Source organism: Caulobacter sp. FV1ye13L (genome assembly GCF_058681155.1).
On record NZ_CM178732.1, the window covers coordinates 2,403,317 to 2,422,218 of the forward strand.

General features: G+C 67.5%; 19 protein-coding genes and 2 tRNA genes. 7 read left to right on the forward strand and 14 right to left on the reverse strand.

Going from position 1 to position 18,902, the window contains the following annotated elements; genetic code table 11:
• Nucleotides 1-8 precede the first annotated feature (8 nt).
• The 11 genes from ACW176_RS11495 to infC all read right to left on the reverse strand — a co-directional run bounded on the left by ACW176_RS11495 (nt 9) and on the right by infC (nt 11,223).
• On the reverse strand, nt 9-1,706 hold the full coding sequence (locus ACW176_RS11495; protein WP_492109225.1) for a DUF4139 domain-containing protein: 1,698 nt from the start codon (nt 1,704-1,706) through the stop codon (nt 9-11).
• Complete coding sequence (locus ACW176_RS11500) at nt 1,703-3,073, reverse strand: DUF4139 domain-containing protein (protein ID WP_492109226.1); 1,371 nt, start codon at nt 3,071-3,073, stop codon at nt 1,703-1,705. The genes ACW176_RS11495 and ACW176_RS11500 overlap by 4 nt, the downstream gene beginning before the upstream one ends.
• A 179-nt stretch (nt 3,074-3,252) precedes the next feature.
• Nucleotides 3,253-3,849, reverse strand: coding sequence for a peptide-methionine (S)-S-oxide reductase MsrA (gene msrA / locus ACW176_RS11505; RefSeq protein ID WP_492109227.1), 597 nt, complete (start codon nt 3,847-3,849; stop codon nt 3,253-3,255).
• A 67-nt stretch (nt 3,850-3,916) separates the two neighbouring features.
• Nucleotides 3,917-4,192 carry a hypothetical protein gene (locus ACW176_RS11510; protein ID WP_492056820.1) on the reverse strand — a complete coding sequence of 92 codons (276 nt, stop codon included), beginning with the start codon at nt 4,190-4,192 and terminating at the stop codon, nt 3,917-3,919.
• A complete protein-coding gene (locus ACW176_RS11515) occupies nt 4,177-4,473 on the reverse strand; it encodes a hypothetical protein (RefSeq protein WP_492109228.1) in 297 nt (98 codons plus the stop codon). The genes ACW176_RS11510 and ACW176_RS11515 overlap by 16 nt, the downstream gene beginning before the upstream one ends.
• Nucleotides 4,474-4,984: 511 nt before the next feature.
• A complete protein-coding gene (gene pheT, locus ACW176_RS11520; RefSeq protein WP_492109229.1) occupies nt 4,985-7,384 on the reverse strand; it encodes a phenylalanine--tRNA ligase subunit beta in 2,400 nt (799 codons plus the stop codon).
• Nucleotides 7,385-7,445: 61 nt separating this feature from the next.
• A complete protein-coding gene (gene pheS / locus ACW176_RS11525) occupies nt 7,446-8,534 on the reverse strand; it encodes a phenylalanine--tRNA ligase subunit alpha (RefSeq protein WP_492109230.1) in 1,089 nt (362 codons plus the stop codon).
• 121 nt (nt 8,535-8,655) lie between these two features.
• A complete protein-coding gene (gene rplT, locus ACW176_RS11530) occupies nt 8,656-9,015 on the reverse strand; it encodes a 50S ribosomal protein L20 (protein WP_419254681.1) in 360 nt (119 codons plus the stop codon).
• Nucleotides 9,016-9,030: 15 nt separating this feature from the next.
• Nucleotides 9,031-9,231: a 50S ribosomal protein L35 gene (gene rpmI / locus ACW176_RS11535; RefSeq protein WP_007672148.1), complete on the reverse strand. Its 201-nt coding sequence runs from the start codon at nt 9,229-9,231 to the stop codon at nt 9,031-9,033.
• 150 nt (nt 9,232-9,381) lie between these two features.
• The gene (locus tag ACW176_RS11540; protein WP_492111918.1) at nt 9,382-10,671 is read right to left on the reverse strand and encodes an MFS transporter; all 1,290 of its coding nucleotides are present in this window, start codon (nt 10,669-10,671) and stop codon (nt 9,382-9,384) included.
• Nucleotides 10,672-10,701: 30 nt separating this feature from the next.
• Nucleotides 10,702-11,223 (reverse strand): translation initiation factor IF-3, encoded by a 522-nt coding sequence (gene infC, locus ACW176_RS11545; RefSeq protein ID WP_419255817.1) that lies wholly within the window; start codon nt 11,221-11,223, stop codon nt 10,702-10,704.
• Nucleotides 11,224-11,441: 218 nt separating this feature from the next.
• On the opposite strand from infC, the gene ACW176_RS11550 reads away from it, so the two are divergent.
• The gene (locus ACW176_RS11550; protein ID WP_492109231.1) at nt 11,442-12,047 is read left to right on the forward strand and encodes a YitT family protein; all 606 of its coding nucleotides are present in this window, start codon (nt 11,442-11,444) and stop codon (nt 12,045-12,047) included.
• A 3-nt stretch (nt 12,048-12,050) separates the two neighbouring features.
• Here ACW176_RS11550 and ACW176_RS11555 read toward each other — a convergent pair whose 3' ends face one another.
• Nucleotides 12,051-13,019, reverse strand: coding sequence for a glycosyltransferase family 9 protein (locus ACW176_RS11555; protein WP_492109232.1), 969 nt, complete (start codon nt 13,017-13,019; stop codon nt 12,051-12,053).
• Complete coding sequence (locus tag ACW176_RS11560; protein WP_492109233.1) at nt 13,016-14,197, reverse strand: glycosyltransferase family 4 protein; 1,182 nt, start codon at nt 14,195-14,197, stop codon at nt 13,016-13,018. Before ACW176_RS11560 ends, ACW176_RS11555 begins: the two co-directional genes overlap by 4 nt.
• Nucleotides 14,198-14,251: 54 nt before the next feature.
• Here ACW176_RS11560 and ACW176_RS11565 point away from each other — a divergent pair, with 54 nt between their 5' ends.
• From ACW176_RS11565 to ACW176_RS11575, 3 genes are read left to right on the forward strand one after another with little or no spacing between them, the layout of a single operon-like run.
• The gene (locus tag ACW176_RS11565) at nt 14,252-15,124 is read left to right on the forward strand and encodes an alpha/beta fold hydrolase (RefSeq protein ID WP_492109234.1); all 873 of its coding nucleotides are present in this window, start codon (nt 14,252-14,254) and stop codon (nt 15,122-15,124) included.
• A 56-nt stretch (nt 15,125-15,180) separates the two neighbouring features.
• Nucleotides 15,181-15,450 (forward strand): CopG family ribbon-helix-helix protein, encoded by a 270-nt coding sequence (locus ACW176_RS11570; RefSeq protein WP_492109235.1) that lies wholly within the window; start codon nt 15,181-15,183, stop codon nt 15,448-15,450.
• A 3-nt stretch (nt 15,451-15,453) separates the two neighbouring features.
• The gene (locus ACW176_RS11575; protein ID WP_492109236.1) at nt 15,454-15,738 is read left to right on the forward strand and encodes a type II toxin-antitoxin system RelE/ParE family toxin; all 285 of its coding nucleotides are present in this window, start codon (nt 15,454-15,456) and stop codon (nt 15,736-15,738) included.
• Here ACW176_RS11575 and ACW176_RS11580 read toward each other — a convergent pair.
• Nucleotides 15,735-16,595: an SDR family oxidoreductase gene (locus tag ACW176_RS11580; RefSeq protein WP_492109237.1), complete on the reverse strand. Its 861-nt coding sequence runs from the start codon at nt 16,593-16,595 to the stop codon at nt 15,735-15,737. The genes ACW176_RS11575 and ACW176_RS11580 overlap by 4 nt on opposite strands.
• Before the next feature lie 149 nt (nt 16,596-16,744).
• Here ACW176_RS11580 and ACW176_RS11585 point away from each other — a divergent pair.
• The 3 genes from ACW176_RS11585 to ACW176_RS11595 all read left to right on the forward strand — a co-directional run bounded on the left by ACW176_RS11585 (nt 16,745) and on the right by ACW176_RS11595 (nt 18,826).
• Nucleotides 16,745-16,819, forward strand: a tRNA-Gly gene (locus tag ACW176_RS11585).
• A 45-nt stretch (nt 16,820-16,864) separates the two neighbouring features.
• Nucleotides 16,865-16,939 (forward strand) — tRNA-Gly (locus ACW176_RS11590).
• A 117-nt stretch (nt 16,940-17,056) separates the two neighbouring features.
• Nucleotides 17,057-18,826, forward strand: coding sequence for a DUF885 domain-containing protein (locus ACW176_RS11595; RefSeq protein ID WP_492109238.1), 1,770 nt, complete (start codon nt 17,057-17,059; stop codon nt 18,824-18,826).
• The last annotated feature ends 76 nt before the right edge of the window (nt 18,827-18,902 follow it).

The following is an 18,902-nucleotide window of genomic DNA, read 5'->3' on the forward strand; positions in this document are numbered from 1 at the left end:
TTCAGGCGTCAGCCTTCGTACTCCACCACATAGCGCACGGTCTCGCGACTCTTCGGCGACAGGGTGAAACGCCAGGCGATGGCGCCGTCGCGAATATCGTGGCGCTTGGGCTCGCGGATCACCTTGAAGGCGGTCCGGTCCGGCCGGTGACGCAACTCTATGACGATGGGCCCGGTCTTGGCGTTGGCCAGATCGACCTCATAGGTCCGCCGCGTGCGTCCGGCGCGGGCCCGCGTCTCCGACACCAGGCGGGGTCTGACCGAGACATCCATCGCCCGCCCGATCGCCAGGTCGAACGGCTGGCCCACGGGCACGTCGCGCATCGTCTGTTCGCCGGCGAAGGCCGGGCGGCCGCCGGCCGTCTCCATCACGGCCAGGGCCCCCGAGGGCAGGGCCTTGCCCAGGCCCTGACTGGCCTTGTTCTCGAACCGTAGCAGCACTGTCGCGGCGGGGACGTCATTGCTGCGATAGTCGCTCCAGGGATCGACTGTGACCATGTAGAGGCGTTGGAAGGCCACCCCCTTCTGGTCAAGGAAGGCCACCTGCTTGGTCTGGCGCGCGGCGACGGTGACGGGTTCGGGCAGGGTGTAGAGCTTGTAGTCGCCCAGTTCGGACTGCTCGGCCAGCTTGGCGCGGGAGGCGTTGACCGTGACCTCCTCGCGGGCGCCGGCCATGGCCATGGGGGGCGGCTGGGGGGAGGTCATGATGTCATAGGCGACGACAGGCGGAGGCGGTGGACTGCGGCCGTGGGTGGTGGTGTCCATAGGCCAGCAGGCGCGGGTGATCGCCTTGGTTTCCGCCCTCGGGATGTCGACCGGCACGCGCGACAGCTTGCCGGCCACCGCCTGGGTCGAGGCGTCCACGAAGCTGGTTCCGCTGCTGTTGATCAGGGTCAGCCAGCCGGTGAGGTCCAGGGTTTTGCCGTCCGGCGCGATGCGGGCCACATAGTCGGCCTGCCAGTTCACGCCGATGGCCAGATACGACAGGGTGAGCTTGACGGTGGTGGCTTTTGGCACGTCGATCAGGGTCGACAGCGAGGGCTTGTCGGACAGACCCGAAGGGATGTGATCGAACACCAGACGCTCGGCGCCGCCGGAACAGCCCAAGGCCTCGACGCCGGTGGCGGTCTGCAGCACGACGCCGTTGGGGCCCTGGCGGACGATGGCGCTCTCGGCGGTCTGTCGGCCGGTCCTGGCATGGGTACGGACGATGCCGACCGGCTGGTTCAGCGAGCGTTCCAGCAGGGTTCCGGGGCTGAGCAGGGCATAGTCGTAGTTTCGCTCGATCATGCCGCCGGGCAGGCCGTCGACTGCGGCGCTCTGCGGGATCAGGCCGTCGGCGACGGCGTCAAAGCGCAGGGTGTGGCGGCCGCCGGGCAGGGTGACGGTCCGGGTCTCGGTGACCAGGATCAGGCCCTTTTTCAGGGCCTGTTCGCGCTGCCAGGGCTGCAGGGTCTGGAAGGGTTCCGAGCCCGCCCGATAGAGGGTGACGGCGGTCTTTTCAGCGCCGGGCGAGGCGATGGTTTCGGCCAGGGCTGGCGAAGCGAGGGTGGTGAGGGCGAGGGCAAGGATGCAGATGCTCCCCCTCTGGGGGAGCTGTCGCGAAGCGACTGAGGGGGCATCTGGGCCTATGCCGCGCTGCCCCCTCCGGCCCTCTGGGCCACCTCCCCCGGAGGGGGAGGATCTATCTTGCCGCCGCCTGCTCACCAGCCCGTCTCGACCGTAAACGTCAGCACCGTCTCGCCATTGGCCGGCACCGGCACGCTCCAGCCCAGGGTGCGGGCGTCGACGCGGCGGCTCTTGAGGCTCTCGGCCTTGACCTCGCCGTCGCGCCACAGGCCGCCCTGGCGCAGTTCCACCGTGACGGCTTCAGGGCGCGCGTTGCGGACCAGGTACTTCATGGCGTAGCGCGAGCGGGTCTTTGAGACCTTCTCCTGGCTGATCAGGGTGGCCTGGCTGGTGACGTCGAAGGCGTCGCCGGTCTTGATCGACAGTTCCGAGCCGGCCGGGGTGTGGTCGATGCTGTTCTCGCCGATGAACTTGGGATCGCCAGCCTGGTCGCGCAAATAGATGCGCATGACACCGGCCGGCAGCTGGCTGCCCAGACCCGCCAGCTTGGCGTTGCTGAACTGGATGGCCACCGTGGCCGACGACGGGGTCTCGTCGCTGTCGAACCCGCCTTCGCGGATCTCATAGACCTTCTTGGCGGCCACGGCCTGGGCGCTGAGGAAGCCGACCTGCTTGCTCTGGTTGGAGGCGATCGTGGTGCGCTGCGGCAGGGGATAGACATAATAGTCGGCCAGACGCTCGGCGTCGCCGCTCTCGGTCCCCGCCGACATCATCGACGCGCTGGACCGGCGGTAGCCGCCATTGTTCAGCTGGTTGACGTCGCCGGCCACCAGCTGGGTGCGGGCGTTGTCGAAAGGGGTGCCGGAATTGTTGGTCAGGGTGATCCAGCCCTGCAGGTCCAGCGTACCCTTCTTCTCGTCGAACAGAGCCACATAGTCGGCCTTCCAGCCCAGGCCCGAGGTCAGGTAGCTGAGCTTCGAGGCGCGCGGGCCGGCCTTGTCGGCATCGACCGTCACCGACAGGGTCGGGCGCGCGCGCAGGGTCTCGGGCACCTTGTCGAAGATCACGCGGGTGGGCACGCCGTCGTCGCGCAGCACCTCGATGCGGTCGCCGATCTTCAGGACCACACCTTCATTGGCGGCCAGCACGGTGGCCACTTCGGTGGTCTCCTTGCCATCGCCGGGATTGGTGCGGACGATCCGGACCTGCTGGCCGACCGCCTTTTCCATCAGCTTGTCGGGGGTCAGCAGGTCATAGTCGAAGTTCTGCTCGATGATGGTCACGCCGGCCGCCGACAGGCTGACCGTTTCGGGGCGGATGGCGGCCGAGACGTCCTTGAATTCCAGCCGCTGGCGCCCGGCCTTGAGGTCCAGGTCGCGGGCGTCTTCGACCAGGGCGAGGTCGGAGTTGTAGATGGTCACCGAGAGATCCGGGGCCTTCTGGGCGTGGGCGGAGCCCGCAGCCAGCACAAGCGCGGCGGTCGCCAGAAGCGCGCGACGGTTCATCGGTGATCTCCCTGTTTTACACGCTTAAGCTACAGGGGATTGGGGCGAAGTCGAGGCGGTGGAGCTTGGGCGTTTTTCTCGCCTGTCATCCCGGGCGAAGACCCGGGACCGCAGGAAACGCGGCGCTTGCTGCGGTCCCGGCTCGGCGCGCTGCGCGCTTGGCCGGGATGACAGTGTTCCTAGCCGCCCCAGACCTGCTTCAGCCGCAGGTCGCGCCCGCAACCGATGCGATAGGCCTGATAGTTCAGGGCGTTCCGCTTGGCATAGTCGCGGTGGTATTCCTCGGCCGGCCAGAAGGTCTTCAGGTCGAGCACCGGCGTAACCATCTTGCCGGTCTTCAGGCGCTTGGCGGCCTCGCTGCGGGACTTTTCAGCGGCGGCGCGTTGCTCGGCGCTGCTGACGAACACGGCCGTGCGATAGGACGGGCCACGGTCGCAGAACTGGCCGCCGTCATCGGTCGGGTCGACCAGCTTCCAGTAGCGATAGAGCAGGAAGCCGTACTCCAGTTTGGCGGGGTCATAGGTGACGCGGACGGCCTCGTAGTGGCCACTCGTCTCGCTGGTGACATCGCGATAGGTCGGTCGGAAAACGTGGCCGCCGGTATAGCCGCTCTCCACCTTGAGGACGCCGGGCACGCCCTGCATGTCGTGCTCCATGCACCAGAAGCAGCCGCCGGCGAACACGGCGGTGGCGGTCTTGGGTTTGGGGGGCGCTGCGGCCAGGGCGGGGAGGCCGAAGGCGACAAGGGCGGCGATCAGGGTCAGCAGGCGGCGCATCGAACGTCTTTCCGGAGCGACCCTCGAGCGGGTCCTGGACCTAGATACGTACGAGCGAGGCGTTTGGTTACGCCCGCCAGCCAAAACCGACGCCGCGCACCGACGGACAGGCCTCCAGCCGCGAGGCGAGGGCTTGGGCGCGCTGGTCGCCCTGGTCGTCGATCTCCAGCCGAATGGCCAGGGTCTGGCCGTCGGGCGTGGCGGTCAGGGCGCGCAGGCGGGTCTGCTGCACGTTGGCCACGCCCAACACCCGCATCAGGGCGTCGGGCGTGTCTTCGGCCGTGACGAGAAACAAACGTCGTTTGTCCTCGTCCGGTTTGGAAGGGTTCAAGGTCGCACCCACTGATGCTCGACGCTGGCCGAGTTGACGCCGGGCCAGGCGGCCAGGTCGCGGGCCAGCAGGCGCGCGGCCTGATCACCCAGGTGACGGACGCGCAAGCTGGCTTCGACGATCTGGCCCACGGGCTTGAGCGTCAGGTTGCACAGTTCTGCGCCGCTGTCGGCCAGGCCCTGGCGCACGGCGTCCAGCGCGCTGTGGGCGTCCTGGGCGGCCAGCAGCAGCTGGTGAACGGTGACGCCGTCGGCGTCGCTGTGGAAGGCGGGTGGTGAAGGCAGGTAGCTCATGGATCTCAAGTCCCCTCGGGTTGGTTTTGGAGGACCGACGAAACGCGCAACAAAAAAGCCCCGCTCCTTTCGGAGGCGGGGCTTTTTGAAGATCTTGCGATCCGTCGGCTGCGTTCAGGTTATCTCGCGCGCCGTTGCCCCGTCCGTATAGGAACGGTTTTAATCTGGTTCCACATCATGGTCGCGGCGCACGACATCGCCGCGACGGCGGTAAAGCCGGTCACGAGTACGATGTTGAGGACGAGTTGCGAGACCATGTGGACCCAGTAGCTCCTTGCGAGTTCACTAGAGGTAGCGTGGGTATGCGCCCTGCGCAAGACCTTGCCTCGCGCAGGGGCGATCGGTCGCGGTTGCGGGCAGAATGTTCGAAGCTTGGGCGCCGGTGTCTGAAGTCTGGACACTTGCCCCCTCCGCGCCTTCGGCGCTCCTCCCCCGTAGGGGGAAGATGAAGGCGTCTTCCCCCTACGGGGGAGGACGACCGCGAAGCGGTCAGGAGGGGGCGAGTGTGTCGTTACGACCTAAGCTTCCCGCCAGCCTTCTCGGCCGCCGCTACGATCCGGCCTGACAGCGCCTCGATATCAGCGTCGGTCAGGGTGGCTTCGCGGGGCTGCACCACAACCTCCAGCGCCACCGACTTGAATCCGTCGGGCACGCCGGCGCCGTCATAGACGTCGAACACCCGCACGGCCGTGATCAGCGCCTTGTCGGCGCCGGCTGCGGCCTTGACCAGATCGCCGGCGGCCTTGGTCTTTTCGACCAGGAAGGCGAAGTCGCGGGTCAGGGGCATCAGGGGCGAGGGCGAGAAGGCGGCCTTTGACTTGTGGGCTTTCTTCTTGGGCTCGGGGATGGCTTCCAGGGTGATCTCGAAGCCATAGACCGGGCCGGCCACGTCCAGGGCCTTGAGCACGGCCGGATGCAGTTCGCCGAACTCGGCCATCACCGCCTTGGGGCCCAGCTGCAGGCGCGCCGAGCGGCCCGGATGCCACCAGGACGAGGCCGAGCCTTGCGCCGTTTGCAGCTTGTCGACCGGCGCGCCCAGTTCTTCCAGCAGGGCCATCAGGTCGGCCTTGACGGTGAACAGGCCGTCCTGCGCCGCCTTGTCCCAATTGCGCGGGGTGTGCGGGGCGACGATCGCCGCCACCACGGTGCGCTGGTCGCCCGGACGGTCGCCGTGGAAGGTGGGACCGATCTCGAACAGGGCCGCGTCGGGGAAGCCCTTGCGGGCGTTGCGGCCGGCGGCCTCGATCAGGTTGGGCAGCAGCGACGGACGCATGCAGTCCAGGTCCGAGGCGATCGGATTGGCCAGCACCAGCTCTGCCGCGCCGCCGCCGAACAGCGTCGCGATCTTCTGGTTGGTGAAGCTCCAGGTCAGGGCCTCGGCATAACCGGCGGCGGCCAGGGCGCGGCGGGCCAGGCGGCCGCGGGCCTGTTTGGCGGTCAGGACGCCGCCGACGGCGCGGGGAACCTCGGGCAGGGCCGTCGAGGGCAGGGCGCCATAGCCGGCAATGCGGGCGACTTCTTCCACCAGGTCGGCCTTGCCTTCCACGTCGCGGCGGAAGGTCGGCGGCGTCACGGTCCAGGGCGAGCCCAGCATGATGTCAAAGCCCAGGTCCGACAGGATCTGGCGCGTCTGCTCGGGCGTCACCGCCAGACCCGACAGCTGCTCGACATAGTCGGGCTCGAACGCGAAGCCGGTCGGCGCGGCGGGCGCCTGGCCGGCCACCACGATCTCCGACGGCTCGCCGCCGCAGAGCTCGAGGATCAGCCTGGTGGCCAGCTCTATGCCCGGAACCAGCGAGTGGGTGTCGACCGTGCGGGCGAAGCGGTACTGGGCGTCGCTGTTGATGCCGGTCGTGCGGCCGGTCTGGGCGGTGCGGATCGGTTCGAACCAGGCGCTCTCGACGAAGACATCGACCGTCTCTTCCGAGCAGCCGGTGCTTTCGCCGCCCATCACGCCGCCCAAGCCGATCGGGCGTTCGCCCGAGGCGTCGGCGATCACCGACATGTCTGGCGTCAGCTCGTAGGTCTTGCCGTCCAGCGCGATCAGATGTTCGTCGCCATGCTGACCGTGGCGGCCAAGGCGGGTCGAGATCTCGGTCCCCGACAGCTTGGCTACGTCATAGACGTGCAGGGGGCGGGCGCGGTCATAGGTGATCAGGTTGGTGATATCGACCAGGGCGCTGATCGGGCGCAGGCCGATGGCCAGCAGACGGTCCTGCAGCCACTTGGGCGACGGGCCGTTCTTGACGCCCTTGATCAGGCGGCCGGCGAACACCGGGCAGGCCTCGCCGTCGACCTTGACGGTGATCGGGCACGGGAAGGTCCCCGGCACAGGCGTGATCGACAGGTCCTTCAGCGTCCCGACGCCGGCGGCGGCCAGGTCGCGGGCGATGCCGGCGACGCCCAGCCAGTCGGGGCGGTTGGGGGTGACTTCAAAGTCGATGACGGCTTCCAGGCCCAGGGCCGTGGCGGCGGGCGTGCCCACAGCCAGGTCGTCCGGCAGCTCCATGATGCCGTCGCTCTCGCTGGCGGCTTCCAGCTCGGAGGCCGAGCACAGCATGCCGTTGGAGACGACGCCGCGCACCGGCTTCTCGACCAGGGTCACGCCCAGGCCCGGCACATAGGCGCCGATCGGGGCATAGATGGTGGTCAGGCCCGCGCGGGCGTTGGGCGCGCCGCAGACGATCTCCTTCATGCCGTCGACGGTGTCGACCTGGCAGACGCGGAGGCGGTCGGCGTTGGGATGCTGCACGGCTTCCACGATCCTGGCGACCGTGAAGGCGGCCAGCTTGGTGGCCGGATCGGTGACGTGCTCGACCTCGAGGCCGGCCATGGTCATGGCGGCGACGATGTCGGTGGCGGAGGCGGTGGTCTCAAGGTGATCCTTGAGCCAGGAGAGGGTGAATTTCATCGTCTTGCGTCTCCAAGCCCCGACGCCGAGCGCAGGGGTTGGTGGAATTTCAGGATGGCGATCAGCTAAGGCCGCTGGCGGCGTTCGGCGCGGCAAACGCGCTGAAGCCGTAGTGGGCCAGCCAGCGGCTGTCGGACGACCACATGTCGCGCAGGTCGGGCATGCCGTATTTCAGCATCCCCAGACGGTCGACGCCCATGCCGAAGGCGAAACCCTGATACTCGTCCGGATCGATGCCACAGGCGCGCAGGACATTGGGGTGAACCATGCCGCAGCCCAGGATCTCCAGCCACGACGTGCCCTGGCCGATCTTGATCTCGCCGCCCGAGCGGTCGCACTGCACGTCCATCTCGGCCGAGGGCTCGGTGAACGGGAAGTGGTGGGGGCGGAACTGGGTGGTCACCGCGTCGGTCTCGAAGAACCGCGCCAGGAAGGTCTCCAGGGTCCATTTCAGGTGGCCCATGTGGATACCCTTGTCGATCACCAGGCCCTCGACCTGGTGGAACACCGGCGTGTGGGTGGCGTCGTTGTCGCAGCGATAGGTGCGGCCCGGGGCGATGATCCGGATCGGCGGCTTTTGCGACATCATGGTCCGCACCTGCACCGTCGAGGTGTGGGTGCGCAGCAGCATGCGCTCGCCTTCGGAACCGTCGGCGTTGGTCTTCGGATTGAAGAAGAAGGTGTCGTGCATCTCCCGCGCCGGGTGCTTGGGCGGGAAGTTCAGGGCCGTGAAATTGTGGAAGTCGTCGTCGATGTCGGGCCCTTCGGCCACCGCGAAGCCCATTTCGGCGAAGATGGCGACCATCTCGTCCATGGTCTGCATGGTGGGATGGACGCTGCCCTTGCGGCGATAGGGGGCCGGCAGGGTCAGATCCAGGGTCTCGCTGGCCAGGCGCGCGTCCAGCTCGGCAGTCTCCAGCGTCGCCTTGCGGTCGGCGATGGCGGTCGCGGCGGCGTCGCGCAGGGCGTTGATCGCCGCGCCCTGCGTCTTGCGCTCCTCGGGGCTCATCGCTCCCAGGGTTTTCAGCAGGCCGGAGATCGAGCCGGTCTTGCCCAGGGCCGCGACGCGCACGGCGTCGAGGGCGGAAAGATCGGCGGCGGCGGCGACTTGCGCCAGCACATCGGATTCGAGGGTTTTGAGATCGGTCATGACGGGCTTCCGTCTAGAGCATTCGGGCGGGGCGGAGTAGGGGAGCGCGCAGCAAAAAGCCCCCCGGTTGGCACCGGAGGGCTTTTCTTAGATCGCAATCGGGACGAACCCGAAAAAGACCTTAGGCGGCCAGGGCGGTGCGGACCTTGTCAGCAATGGCCTTGAACGCGGCAGGGTCTTGACCCGCGATATCCGAGAGGACCTTACGGTCGATCACGATACCCGCCACGTCCAGGCCGTGGATAAACTGCGAGTAGGTGAAGCCCTCGGTGCGGGCGCCGGCGTTGATGCGTTGGATCCACAGCGAACGGAACGCGCGCTTGCGAACCTTGCGGTCGCGGTACGCGTACTGGCCGGCCTTGTCGACGGCGGCCTTGGCGGTGCGGATAGTGTTCTTGCGGCGACCGTAGAAGCCTTTTGCCTGCTCAAGAACCTTCTTGTGCTTGGCGTGGGCGGTAACGCCCCTTTTGACGCGAGCCATGTGTCAGCGCTCCTCTTAAAGGCCGTAGGGCAGGTACGAACGGATGGTCTTGGCGTCGGATTCGCTCATGACCTTCGTGCCGCGGTTTTGGCGGATGTACTTGCCGTTGTGGCCGATCAGACGGTGACGCTTGCCGGCGACGCCGGCTTTCAGCAGGCCCGTGGCCGTGATCTTGAAGCGCTTCTTCGCGCCTGACTTGGTCTTCAACTTAGGCATTTCGCGTCAGGGCTTTCGCCCTGTCCTCTGGGATAGCAAGACGAACCGCCATGGCATGCCAATAAGCCAGGCGGTTCCGGAAAGGCGGGGTTAGTACGGGAAAGAGTCGGGGAAGGCAAGGGCGGACAGACCGCACTGGCGCGGCAAAGCTCAGGCTGCCGCCTTGGCGCGGCCCACCAGGGTCACGCCCAGCCAGACGGCGGGCAGCATCAGGGCCGCGCCGAACCAGTAGGGTCCGCCGATGGCGAGGCCGAACAGCGACCCGGCGATCAGGGGGCCGACCATGCGGGCCAGGGAGCCGGCCGCCATGTTCAGGCCCAGCATCTCCCCTTGGCGGTCGGGCGGGGTGTTGCGCGAGATCAGGGCCGCCACGCAGGGAAAGACCAGTGACTGGCCAAAGGCCGTGCCGCCCACGATCACCGGCACCAGGGCGGCGCTGGGCACGAAGGGGGTCAGGAACAGGGTCACGGCGATGATCGACAGGCCGGTGGTCAGCACCAGCGGCTCGCCAAAGCGCCGCGCTAGCCGGCCGGTCACGGCCCCCTGACCGATGGAGGCGACCACCCCGATCACCGCGAAGCACAGGCCAACCTCGCGCGGGCCCCAGTTGAACCGGGCGTGGGTCCACAGGCCAAACACCGACTCCATGCCGGCGAAGGCGGCGGTCGAGACCAGGGTGACCAGCAGCACCCGACTCAGGATCGGGCTGGCCATGGCCGCCTGCAGGGCCTCGCGCCGGTGGGGTCGAGCCGCGCCGGGGGCGCTGGGCGAGCGGCTTTCGACGACGAACAGAAAGACGCCCAGCGAGGCCAGGGCCGCCATGCCGGCGGCCACGAACAGCGGGATCTGGAACCCCAGGCGTCCGGCTTCGGGGTGGGCCAGCAGGCCGCCCAGGGCGGGGCCGACCACGAAGCCGGCGCCAAAGGCCGCTCCGAGCAGGCCCATGCGGCCCGCCCGCTTCTCCGGCGGGGTCACGTCCGCCATATAGCCTTGGATGGTCGAGATATTGCCGCTGCCAAACCCGCCGATCAGGCGGATGGCGAAAGCGATCCAGATGGTCGGGGCGAAGGCCAGGGCGACATAGGAAAGCGTGTTGGCCAGAATGGTGACGATCAGCACCGGCCGCCGGCCGATCCGATCCGACAGCCGCCCCCAGAACGGCTCGGCGAAGAACTGTCCCAGGCTGTAGGCCGAGAACAGCGCCGTGATCTGCCAGGGCTCCGCCTTCAGCGACTGCGCATAGAAAGGCAGCAGCGGAATGACCAGCCCAAAGCCCACCAGATTGATGAACACCACCAGCAGCAGGACGTAGAGCGCGCGCGCGCTGTGGGCGGACGACGCGGGAGAGGCGGTCGGGGGCATGGTCGGCGCTTTCGAGGGGCTGCCCGAATACGCCTTTTGGCGCCGCTCCGAAACGAAAAACGCCCCGGCCAGGGCCAGGGCGTTTGTCTCGAAATCAGATCGAAGCGCCTAGCGCGGCGCCAGGATCATGATCATCTGCCGGCCTTCCATGCGCGGCTCGTACTCGACCTTGGCGATTTCCTCGAAGTCGGTCTTCACCTTGATCAGCAGCTTCATGCCCAGCTCGGGGTGAGCCATTTCACGGCCGCGGAAGCGCAGGGTCACCTTGACCTTGTCGCCCTCCTCGAAGAACCGGGTCATGGCCTTGGTCTTGACCTCGTAATCGTGGATATCGATGTTCGGGCGGAGCTTGATTTCCTTGAGCTCGACGATCTTCTGCCGCTTGCGCGCCTCGTTCTTCTTCTTCTGCTCCTGGAACTTGAACTTGCCGTAGTCCAGGATCTTGCAGACGGGAGGATTGGCGTTCGGAACGATTTCCACCAGGTCCAGACCAGCTTCTTCCGCCGCTTCGAGGGCGGAGGCGGTCGGCATCTCGCCTTGCTTCTCGCCGTTTTGGTCGATCAGCAGGACGCGCGGGACGCGGATTTCATCGTTGATACGCGGTCCGTCTTTGACGGGCGGCGTTTGCATAGGACGGCGAATAGGGGCGGCTCCGGTACAGTTGAAGGTAGTCGCGCTGCGCGAAGGCGCGCTGCGAGAAGATGATATATGACCTGTCGGGCGCCCCCTATCAAGCGGCGCGAACCAAACAGGCGCCAGCGCAGCCAATCCTTTTGGGCGCAAGGCGTATCCGGGACGGAAACGGTCGGGCGGGAACCTGGTTTTTCGCTGACGGATATTGACCCGCCTTGCCCGCCAACACGCACCGACACACCCCGATCGAAGACATCCACGCCCTGCTGATCGGCTCCAGTTTCATCGCCGTGGGCCTGACCCTGCTGAAGGCGGCCGGGCTCGTCACCGGCGGGGTCGCGGGCGTGGCCCTGATCGTCTCCTACCTGACCGACTGGCCCGTGGGGACGGTGTTCCTGGTGCTCAATATTCCCTTCTACGTCTTGGCTTATCGGGCCCTGGGGCGGGACTTCACGATCAAGACCCTGGCCACCAACCTGCTGCTGGCGGGCCTGGCTTTGGGCATGCCGCACTGGCTGCAGGTCGAGGGCGTGGACCCGGTCTTCGCGGCGGTGTTTGGCGGCACGATCATCGGCATGGGCATCCTGGCCCTGGCGCGGCATCGCTCCAGCGTCGGCGGCGTGGGCGTGCTGGCGCTGTATCTTCAGGAAAAGCGCGGGATCAGCGCCGGCAAGGTGCAGATGATCGCCGATTGCCTGGTCGTCGCAGCCGCTTTTGCGGTGATCAGCCCGGCAAAGCTGCTGCTGTCGATTCTGTCGGCGGTGGCCCTGAGCGCGGTGATCATCGCCAATCACCGGCCGGGGCGCTACGCGGGGTACTGAACTCTAGGGCAGCAGGCTCATCGCCGCGCTGGCCACCGTCGAGACGGGCAGGGCCTTCAGGTCGGGTGAGCGGATCACCGCCACGTGGCCGCGCGGACCGCAGAGGTCGGGGTCGGAGGCATCGGAGAACAGGGCGATGGTCGGGGCGCCGGCGGCGGCCAGCAGATGCGTGGGGCCGGTGTCATTGCCGACCACCAGCGCCGCCTTGGCGCCCAGCACGGCCAGCTGGGCGAAATCGGTGCGGCCGGTCAGGTCGCGGGCCTGGCCGACAGACTTCTGGATCTGCCGCGCCATGGCGCTTTCCTGCGGCCCGCCGATGATCACGATGTCCAGGCCGCGCGCCTTCAGCAGCGAGCCCAGCTGGGCGAAGGCCTCGACGGGCCAGCGCTTTTCCGGCCGGTGGGCCGAGCCGCCGGGCACGAACAGCACATAGGGACGCGGCGTGGCGGCGCCGGCCACGGGGCGGGCGTCCTTGTGGCGGCGCAGGATCCACGACAGGTCCGGCGGCGGGGCGTTGCCATGCTCGGTCGGGGCGTCTGGCCAGATGCCGGCGGCGCGCAGCTGGTCGGCCTGACGCTCCAGGGTGTGCATGGTCTGCCGCGTCTTGCTCCGCTGGGGCAGGGAGCAGCCAAAGGCGATGCCGCTCCATTGCGGGGGGAACGGCCGCAGGGCCTGGAAGTACCAGTTGGTGCGGCTGTTGGTCTGCAGGTCGTAGACGCGATCGTAGCGGGCCTTGCGCAGGCGGCCCAGCATCTGGGTCAGGTCCCCGAAATCCATCGGGCGGCCGTCGGTTTCGACGCTGTTGAAATAGGGGCTGAGCTTGGCGAGGGCCTCGAACGGGGGGGTGGTCAGAAGGGTGATCTTGGCCTTGGGATGGGCCTCGCGGATCTTCTTCATCGCCGCCAGAGCGAGAACGAAATCGCCAAGGGCCCCCAGCTTGATCACCAGGACCTTCTTGATTTCCTTACTCACGGTCTCCGCTCCAAAACTCTGGCTTCCAGCACGCGCGCATACACGTTCAAGGTGGCTTCGCACATGGCGTCCACCGAATACAACCGCCGGGCGCGAGCCCGGGCCGTCTGGCCCATGCTCTGGCGAGTCGCCGCGCCGGCGTCGCGGGCCGTGACCAGTGCGGCGGCCCAGGCCTGCGCGTCACCCGGCGCGACCAGCCAGCCGGTTTCACCGGGCAGAACGGTCTCGCGCGCGGCGCCGTGATCGGCGGCCAGCACGGGGCGTCCCATCACCTGCGGCTCGACCGCCGTGCGGCCGAAGGCTTCGGGTTCCAGCGAGGGCGCTATGGCCAGGTCGGCCAGCAGATAGGCGGCGGGCATGTCATCGCAATGGCCGACGATCTTCACGTCATCCTGCAGGCCCGCAGCGGCGATCTGGGCTTCCAGCTCGGCGCGATAGGCCTTGCGGCCCTGATCGTCGCCGACCAGCAGCAGCAGCACCCGGGCGCCGCCGGCGGCCTTCAGTTGGCCCATGGCTTCGATCAGCAGGGCCTGGCCTTTCCAGCGGGTCAGGCGGCCGGCCAGCAGCACCTTGAGGCGGCGCTCGTCGGCGGCGATCCCCCAGGCCTTGCGCAGGGCTTCGATCCGGTCGGCGCTGACCATGCCGGGTTCAAAGCGGGTCAGGTCCACGCCGCGCGGGATGGCCACCACGCGGTCGGGATCAATGCCGTGTTCCTTGATCACATGCGCGCGGGTGTATTCGGAATTGGCGATCACCAGGTCACCCTTGGTCATCACCGCATTGTACCAGCGCTTGAGGTTCGAGCGCGCATTATAGACGCCGTGATAGGTGGCCACGAACGGCACCTTGGTGGCATGGGCCGCCCACAGGGCGCTGAAGGCCGGGGCGCGGGAGCGGGCGTGGACCAGGCTCACCTTCTCGCGGCGGATCAGGTCGATCAGCCGCGCGGCGTTGCCCAGCATAATCAGCGGGTTCTTGGTCTGGGCCGGCATCTGGGCCAGACGGCCGCCGTCGGCTTCCAGCCGCGAGGCCATGCGTCCGCCCTTTGTCGCGACCAACGCCTTGCCGCCTTGCGCCACGACGGCGTGGGCGACATCTATCGTCGTCTGCTCAGCGCCGCCCGTTTCCAGTTCGGGGGTAACCTGCAGCAAGGTGAAATCGGCGGGAAGTGCGGGCACGCGACTCTCGGATGAGATGACGAGTTTAGTTAGCGAAAGGATCAAGGCCGCGCCATGACCGAATACCCGGAGTTTCTGGTTCGAGCCGACAATCAGCGTCTCGCCTACCGTCTTGTGGCCGGCGAGGGGCCCACGGTGGTCTGGCTGGGCGGGTTCCACTCCGACATGACCGGGACCAAGGCTCAGGTTCTGGCCGATCATGCGCAGGCGACGGGCGGGGCCTATCTGCGCTTCGACTATTTCGGCCACGGCGAGTCGGACGGCGCGTTCCAGGACGGCACGATCAGCCGCTGGCGGCAGGACGCCTTGGCGGTGATCGATGAGCTGACCGAAGGGCCGCTGGTGCTGGTCGGCTCGTCGATGGGCGGCTGGATCGCCTGTCTGGCGGCCATCGCCCGGCCCGAGCGGGTCAAGGCCATGGTGCTGATCGCCCCGGCGCCCGACTTCACCGAGAAGCTGATGGAGCCGGAACTGTCGGACGAGGCGAAGGCCGCTATCGCGAAGGACGGCTTCTGGATCCGGCCTTCGGAGTATGACGACGGCGGCTACGCCATCACCCGGCACCTGCTGGAAGACGGCGTGCGGTGGTCAATCCTGCCCGGGCCCGTGCCGATCGAGGTTCCGGTGCGGGTGCTGCAGGGCGGCGCCGATCCGGACGTGCCGTGGACTCACGCGCTGGAGCTGGCCAACGCCCTCAAGAGCGACGACGTCGTCTTCACCCTGATCAAGGACGGCGACCACCGGCTGTCGCGGCCGCAGGACCTGGAGCGGCTGGTGGCGGCGGTGTCGGAAGCCCGGGGCCTGGCCGCGCCGGAGGAGGGCGATCTGGTCGCCCGGCGCCTGGCCCGGGCGGCTCGCCTGCGCAATGCGGCGGGTCTGGAAGCCACGGGCATCGTCGCGCGAGCCGCGCCGATTGATGAGGAATAGCTAGCCTTTTTCGCTCTCAGGCCTATGCTGTGTTCACGACTTGTTCGGGAAGGCCAATGGTAAAAAGCGCTCCTCTCAGTCTTGAGCTTGATAGTGAACTGGATCGCCGCCTCACGGAGACGGCGGCGATTCTAGATCAGCCCAAGGCGGTGGTCATCGAGCGCGCTGTGCGTGAGTTTCTCGAACTGCGCGACTGGCAGGACGCCGCAATCGACGAAGGTCTGCGTGCGGCCGAAGAGGGGCGCCTTTTCGAGCATGATGAGGTTGCGGACTGGGTTGCGTCGTGGGGGCAGCCCAACGAGCGCCCAATGCCCCGTCGCGACTGACGCATGCGGGTTTGCTGGACGGATCTGGCCCTGCGCGATCTTGCGTTCGCCCGGGCGTGGATCACGCAAGACAGACCCCTAGCCGCCGCCGGGCAGGTCAGCCGGATCATAGAGGCCGTGGCATTGCTTGCGGATTTTCCCCACCTTGGACGGCCGGGCCGCCGAGGCGGCGCTCGTGAACTCGTGATCTCCAAAGGCCCGTTCATCGTGGCCTATCGGGTGAATGGCGAGCAGATCGAGGTTCTTCGCGTGCTGCATGGCTCCAGACGCTGGCCGGAAAATCTCTAGTCACCACCCGCCAAAATGGCCGCCAACCCCTCGCGATAGGTCGGATACTTCGGCCGCCACCCCAGCTCCGCCTTGGCCAGGGCGTTCGAGACCCGCTTGTTCTCGGCGTAGAACCGCCGCGTGGCGGGCGACATCCCTAACGCGTCAAACGGCAGGTCCGGTGGCACGGGGACGCCCAGCAGTTTTGCCGCATATTCCATGACGTCCTGCGGTGGGGCCGGTTCGTCGTCGCAGAGGTTGTAGATGCCGCCGGCCTTCGGCTGGTCCAGCGAGGCCAGCAGGCCCGAAACGATGTCGTCCAGGTGGATGCGGCTGAACACCTGGCCGGGCTTGACCAGGCGGCGGCCTTCGCCGGCCCGCAGGCGGTCCAGGGCGCTGCGGCCGGGGCCGTAGATGCCGGGCAGGCGGAAGGTCGTCACGGTCAGGCCCATGCCGCGCCCGACCTGTCGCCAGTCGCGCTCGGCCCCGACCCGGCGGGCGCCCTCGACCGACTGGGCCTTGAGCGGCGAGGTCTCGAACACCCAGCGGCCGTCGAAGTCGCCATAGACGCCGGTGGTCGACAGATAGCCGATCCAGTCCGGGAAGGCTCCCGTCTGGGCCAGGGCCGGGATCACCGATTCCAGCGCCGCGCAGCCGTCTTCGCCGGGCGGGGAGGTGATCAGCACCGCATTGACCCCGGTCAGGGCCTTGGCCATGGCGTCACGGTCGCCGGGATCGGCGGGTTCGATGCCGGCCGCTCGCAGCGTCGCCGCCTGCTCCGGCGAGCGCGCCGAGGCGGCGATTTCCCAGCCCCGGGCCCGCAGCGCCTGGGCGAAAGCCGCGCCGACATAGCCCAGACCGAACACGAACAGACGCAAGTTGGAAGCTCCGCCACCCTGAAAAACAGGGGCTGAATGAGCCCTCGAAAGACCGTGCTCCGCAACCCCTCAAAGGGCGCTTGCCAAGGGGAGATCGCTCTGCCATAAGCCGCCTCCTCGTCGCGGGGCGGTTCTTTCGCTTCCACGATGCGGGCGTAGCTCAGTGGTAGAGCACAACCTTGCCAAGGTTGGGGTCGAGAGTTCGAATCTCTTCGCCCGCTCCATTTCTCCCCTCTTGGAGAGTGGAACGAGACCCGAGAAATCAGGATGCGGGCGTAGCTCAGTGGTAGAGCACAACCTTGCCAAGGTTGGGGTCGAGAGTTCGAATCTCTTCGCCCGCTCCAATTTCTCTTAAGACCCCTCAGATCAGACCCGCCAGTGCTGCCCAAAGGGGCAAGCGGCCTTTGGCGTCGTGTCGATTCCTGATCTAACGCTTTCCCATCGCATTTCCGGGGAAGTTCATGACCAACCGCCATCCTGTTCGCTGGGCCGTTTGCGGCCTGATGATCGCCGCCCTGATGACGGGGACCGCCGCCTGGGCCCATCCCGATGGCGACCAGCTTTCCCAGGCCATCAAGACCTATGAAGCGGCCAATGCCGGCGGCGAGGATGATGACGGGGGCGGCGCCGAGGCCGCGCGCTGGCGGCTGCCGCCGGTGGGGCCGGCGGCCGATGCGGCCCGCAAAGCCAAGCTGTCCCATGCCCAGAGCCTGCTGAGCGGCGTCATTGTCGAGCGCCTGAATCCTGATGAGCGCCTGACCTTTCAGCTGCTCAACTTCGCGATTGCCGAGCGCCTGGAGGGCCTGTCGTTCGACGAGTCGCGCATGCCGTTCAGCAGCGACGGCGGCTTTGACGTCACCCTGCTGTATCGCGCCAACGGCATGCGGCTGAAGTCTGAGGCCGAGGCCGCCAAGTGGCTGGAGCTTCTGGCCAAGACCCCTGACTGGTACGACGCCAACATCGCCAATGCCCGGCGCGGCGCCGCCACCGGCTTCGTTCAGGCCACGCCCACCGCCCAGTCGGTGCTCGATCGCGCCAGGCGCACGGCGGCGACCCCGGTGGCGGAAGAGCCCCTGCTGGCGCCCCTGCGCGCGCTGCCAGCCAGCGTGCCCGCCGACCGCAAGGCGGCCCTGATCGCCCAGGGCGAAAAGGTCCTGGCCGAGAAGGTCGCCCCGGCCCGGGCCGGCTTCGTCACCTTCATGGAGACCGAGTATCTGCCCAAGGCCGCCAGGAGCCTGGCCGCCGTCGATCTGCCCGATGGCCAGCGCTACTACGCCTTCCTGGCCCGTCGCCACACGACCACGGCCATGACGCCCGACCAGATCCACGACATCGGCCGCAGCGAGGTGGCGCGCATTCGCGCCCGGATGCAGACGGTGATGACCCAGACCGGCTTCAAGGGGACCCTGCCGGAGTTCATCGCCTATCTGCGCAAGGACCCCAAGTTCTATGCGACCAGCCGCCAGCAGCTGCTGGAAAAGGCCAGCGAGATCGCCAAGCGCGCCGACGACCAGCTGCCGGCCCATTTCGGCGTGCTGCCGCGTCTGAGCTATGGCGTGCGGCCCGTGCCGGCCAGCATCGAGAAGGGCTACACAACGGGCCGTTACTTCGGCGGAGATCCCAAGGTCGGACGGGCCGGGGGGCTGATGATCAACACCTCCGAGCTGGACCAGCGGGCGCTGTACGAGTTGCCAGCCCTGGTGCTGCATGAAGGCGCGCCCGGGCATCACACCCAGACCTCTCTGGCCCAGGAGCAGACGGATGTGCCCGAGTTCCGCAAGGGCCTCTATTTCAATGCCTTCGGAGAGGGCTGGGGCCTCTATTCCGAATGGCTGGGCGAGGAGATGGGGATCTATCGCGATCCCTATGAACTGTTCGGCCGCCTGTCCTACGAGATGTGGCGGGCCTGCCGGCTGGTGGCCGACACTGGCATCCACTGGAAGCGCTGGAGCCTTGAGCAGGCGCGCGCCTGTTTCACCGACAATACCGCCCTGTCGCCGGTCAATATCGAGGTCGAGCTGGCCCGCTACGTGTCCTGGCCTGGCCAAGCCGTGGCCTACAAGATCGGTGAGCTGAAGATCCTCGAACTGCGCAAGCGGGCCGAAGCCGCGCTTGGCGACCGGTTCGAGGAGCGCAAGTTCCACGACGCCGTGCTTTTGCAGGGCTCCCTGCCCATGGCGGTCCTGGAGCAAAAGATCGACGCGTGGATCGTGGAGCAACAAAAGCCCTAGCCTTCGTCGCCCGCGTTATGTCGGCAAGTCCGTCAGCAGACCTGTTTAAGGCTAGAAGGTTCAGAGAGAGGCGGTT

What these genes read in the sequence shown, in the direction of transcription:
- pheS (WP_492109230.1), bottom strand. Translation starts at nt 8,534, where the DNA reads ATGACCGATCTCAAAACCCTCGAATCCGATGTGCTGGCGCAAGTCGCC.
- ACW176_RS11500 (WP_492109226.1), bottom strand. Translation starts at nt 3,073, where the DNA reads ATGAACCGTCGCGCGCTTCTGGCGACCGCCGCGCTTGTGCTGGCTGCG.
- ACW176_RS11595 (WP_492109238.1), top strand. Translation starts at nt 17,057, where the DNA reads ATGACCAACCGCCATCCTGTTCGCTGGGCCGTTTGCGGCCTGATGATC.
- ACW176_RS11570 (WP_492109235.1), top strand. Translation starts at nt 15,181, where the DNA reads ATGGTAAAAAGCGCTCCTCTCAGTCTTGAGCTTGATAGTGAACTGGAT.
- rpmI (WP_007672148.1), bottom strand. Translation starts at nt 9,231, where the DNA reads ATGCCTAAGTTGAAGACCAAGTCAGGCGCGAAGAAGCGCTTCAAGATC.
- ACW176_RS11575 (WP_492109236.1), top strand. Translation starts at nt 15,454, where the DNA reads ATGCGGGTTTGCTGGACGGATCTGGCCCTGCGCGATCTTGCGTTCGCC.
- msrA (WP_492109227.1), bottom strand. Translation starts at nt 3,849, where the DNA reads ATGCGCCGCCTGCTGACCCTGATCGCCGCCCTTGTCGCCTTCGGCCTC.
- pheT (WP_492109229.1), bottom strand. Translation starts at nt 7,384, where the DNA reads ATGAAATTCACCCTCTCCTGGCTCAAGGATCACCTTGAGACCACCGCC.
- ACW176_RS11565 (WP_492109234.1), top strand. Translation starts at nt 14,252, where the DNA reads ATGACCGAATACCCGGAGTTTCTGGTTCGAGCCGACAATCAGCGTCTC.
- ACW176_RS11515 (WP_492109228.1), bottom strand. Translation starts at nt 4,473, where the DNA reads ATGAGCTACCTGCCTTCACCACCCGCCTTCCACAGCGACGCCGACGGC.
- rplT (WP_419254681.1), bottom strand. Translation starts at nt 9,015, where the DNA reads ATGGCTCGCGTCAAAAGGGGCGTTACCGCCCACGCCAAGCACAAGAAG.
- infC (WP_419255817.1), bottom strand. Translation starts at nt 11,223, where the DNA reads ATGCAAACGCCGCCCGTCAAAGACGGACCGCGTATCAACGATGAAATC.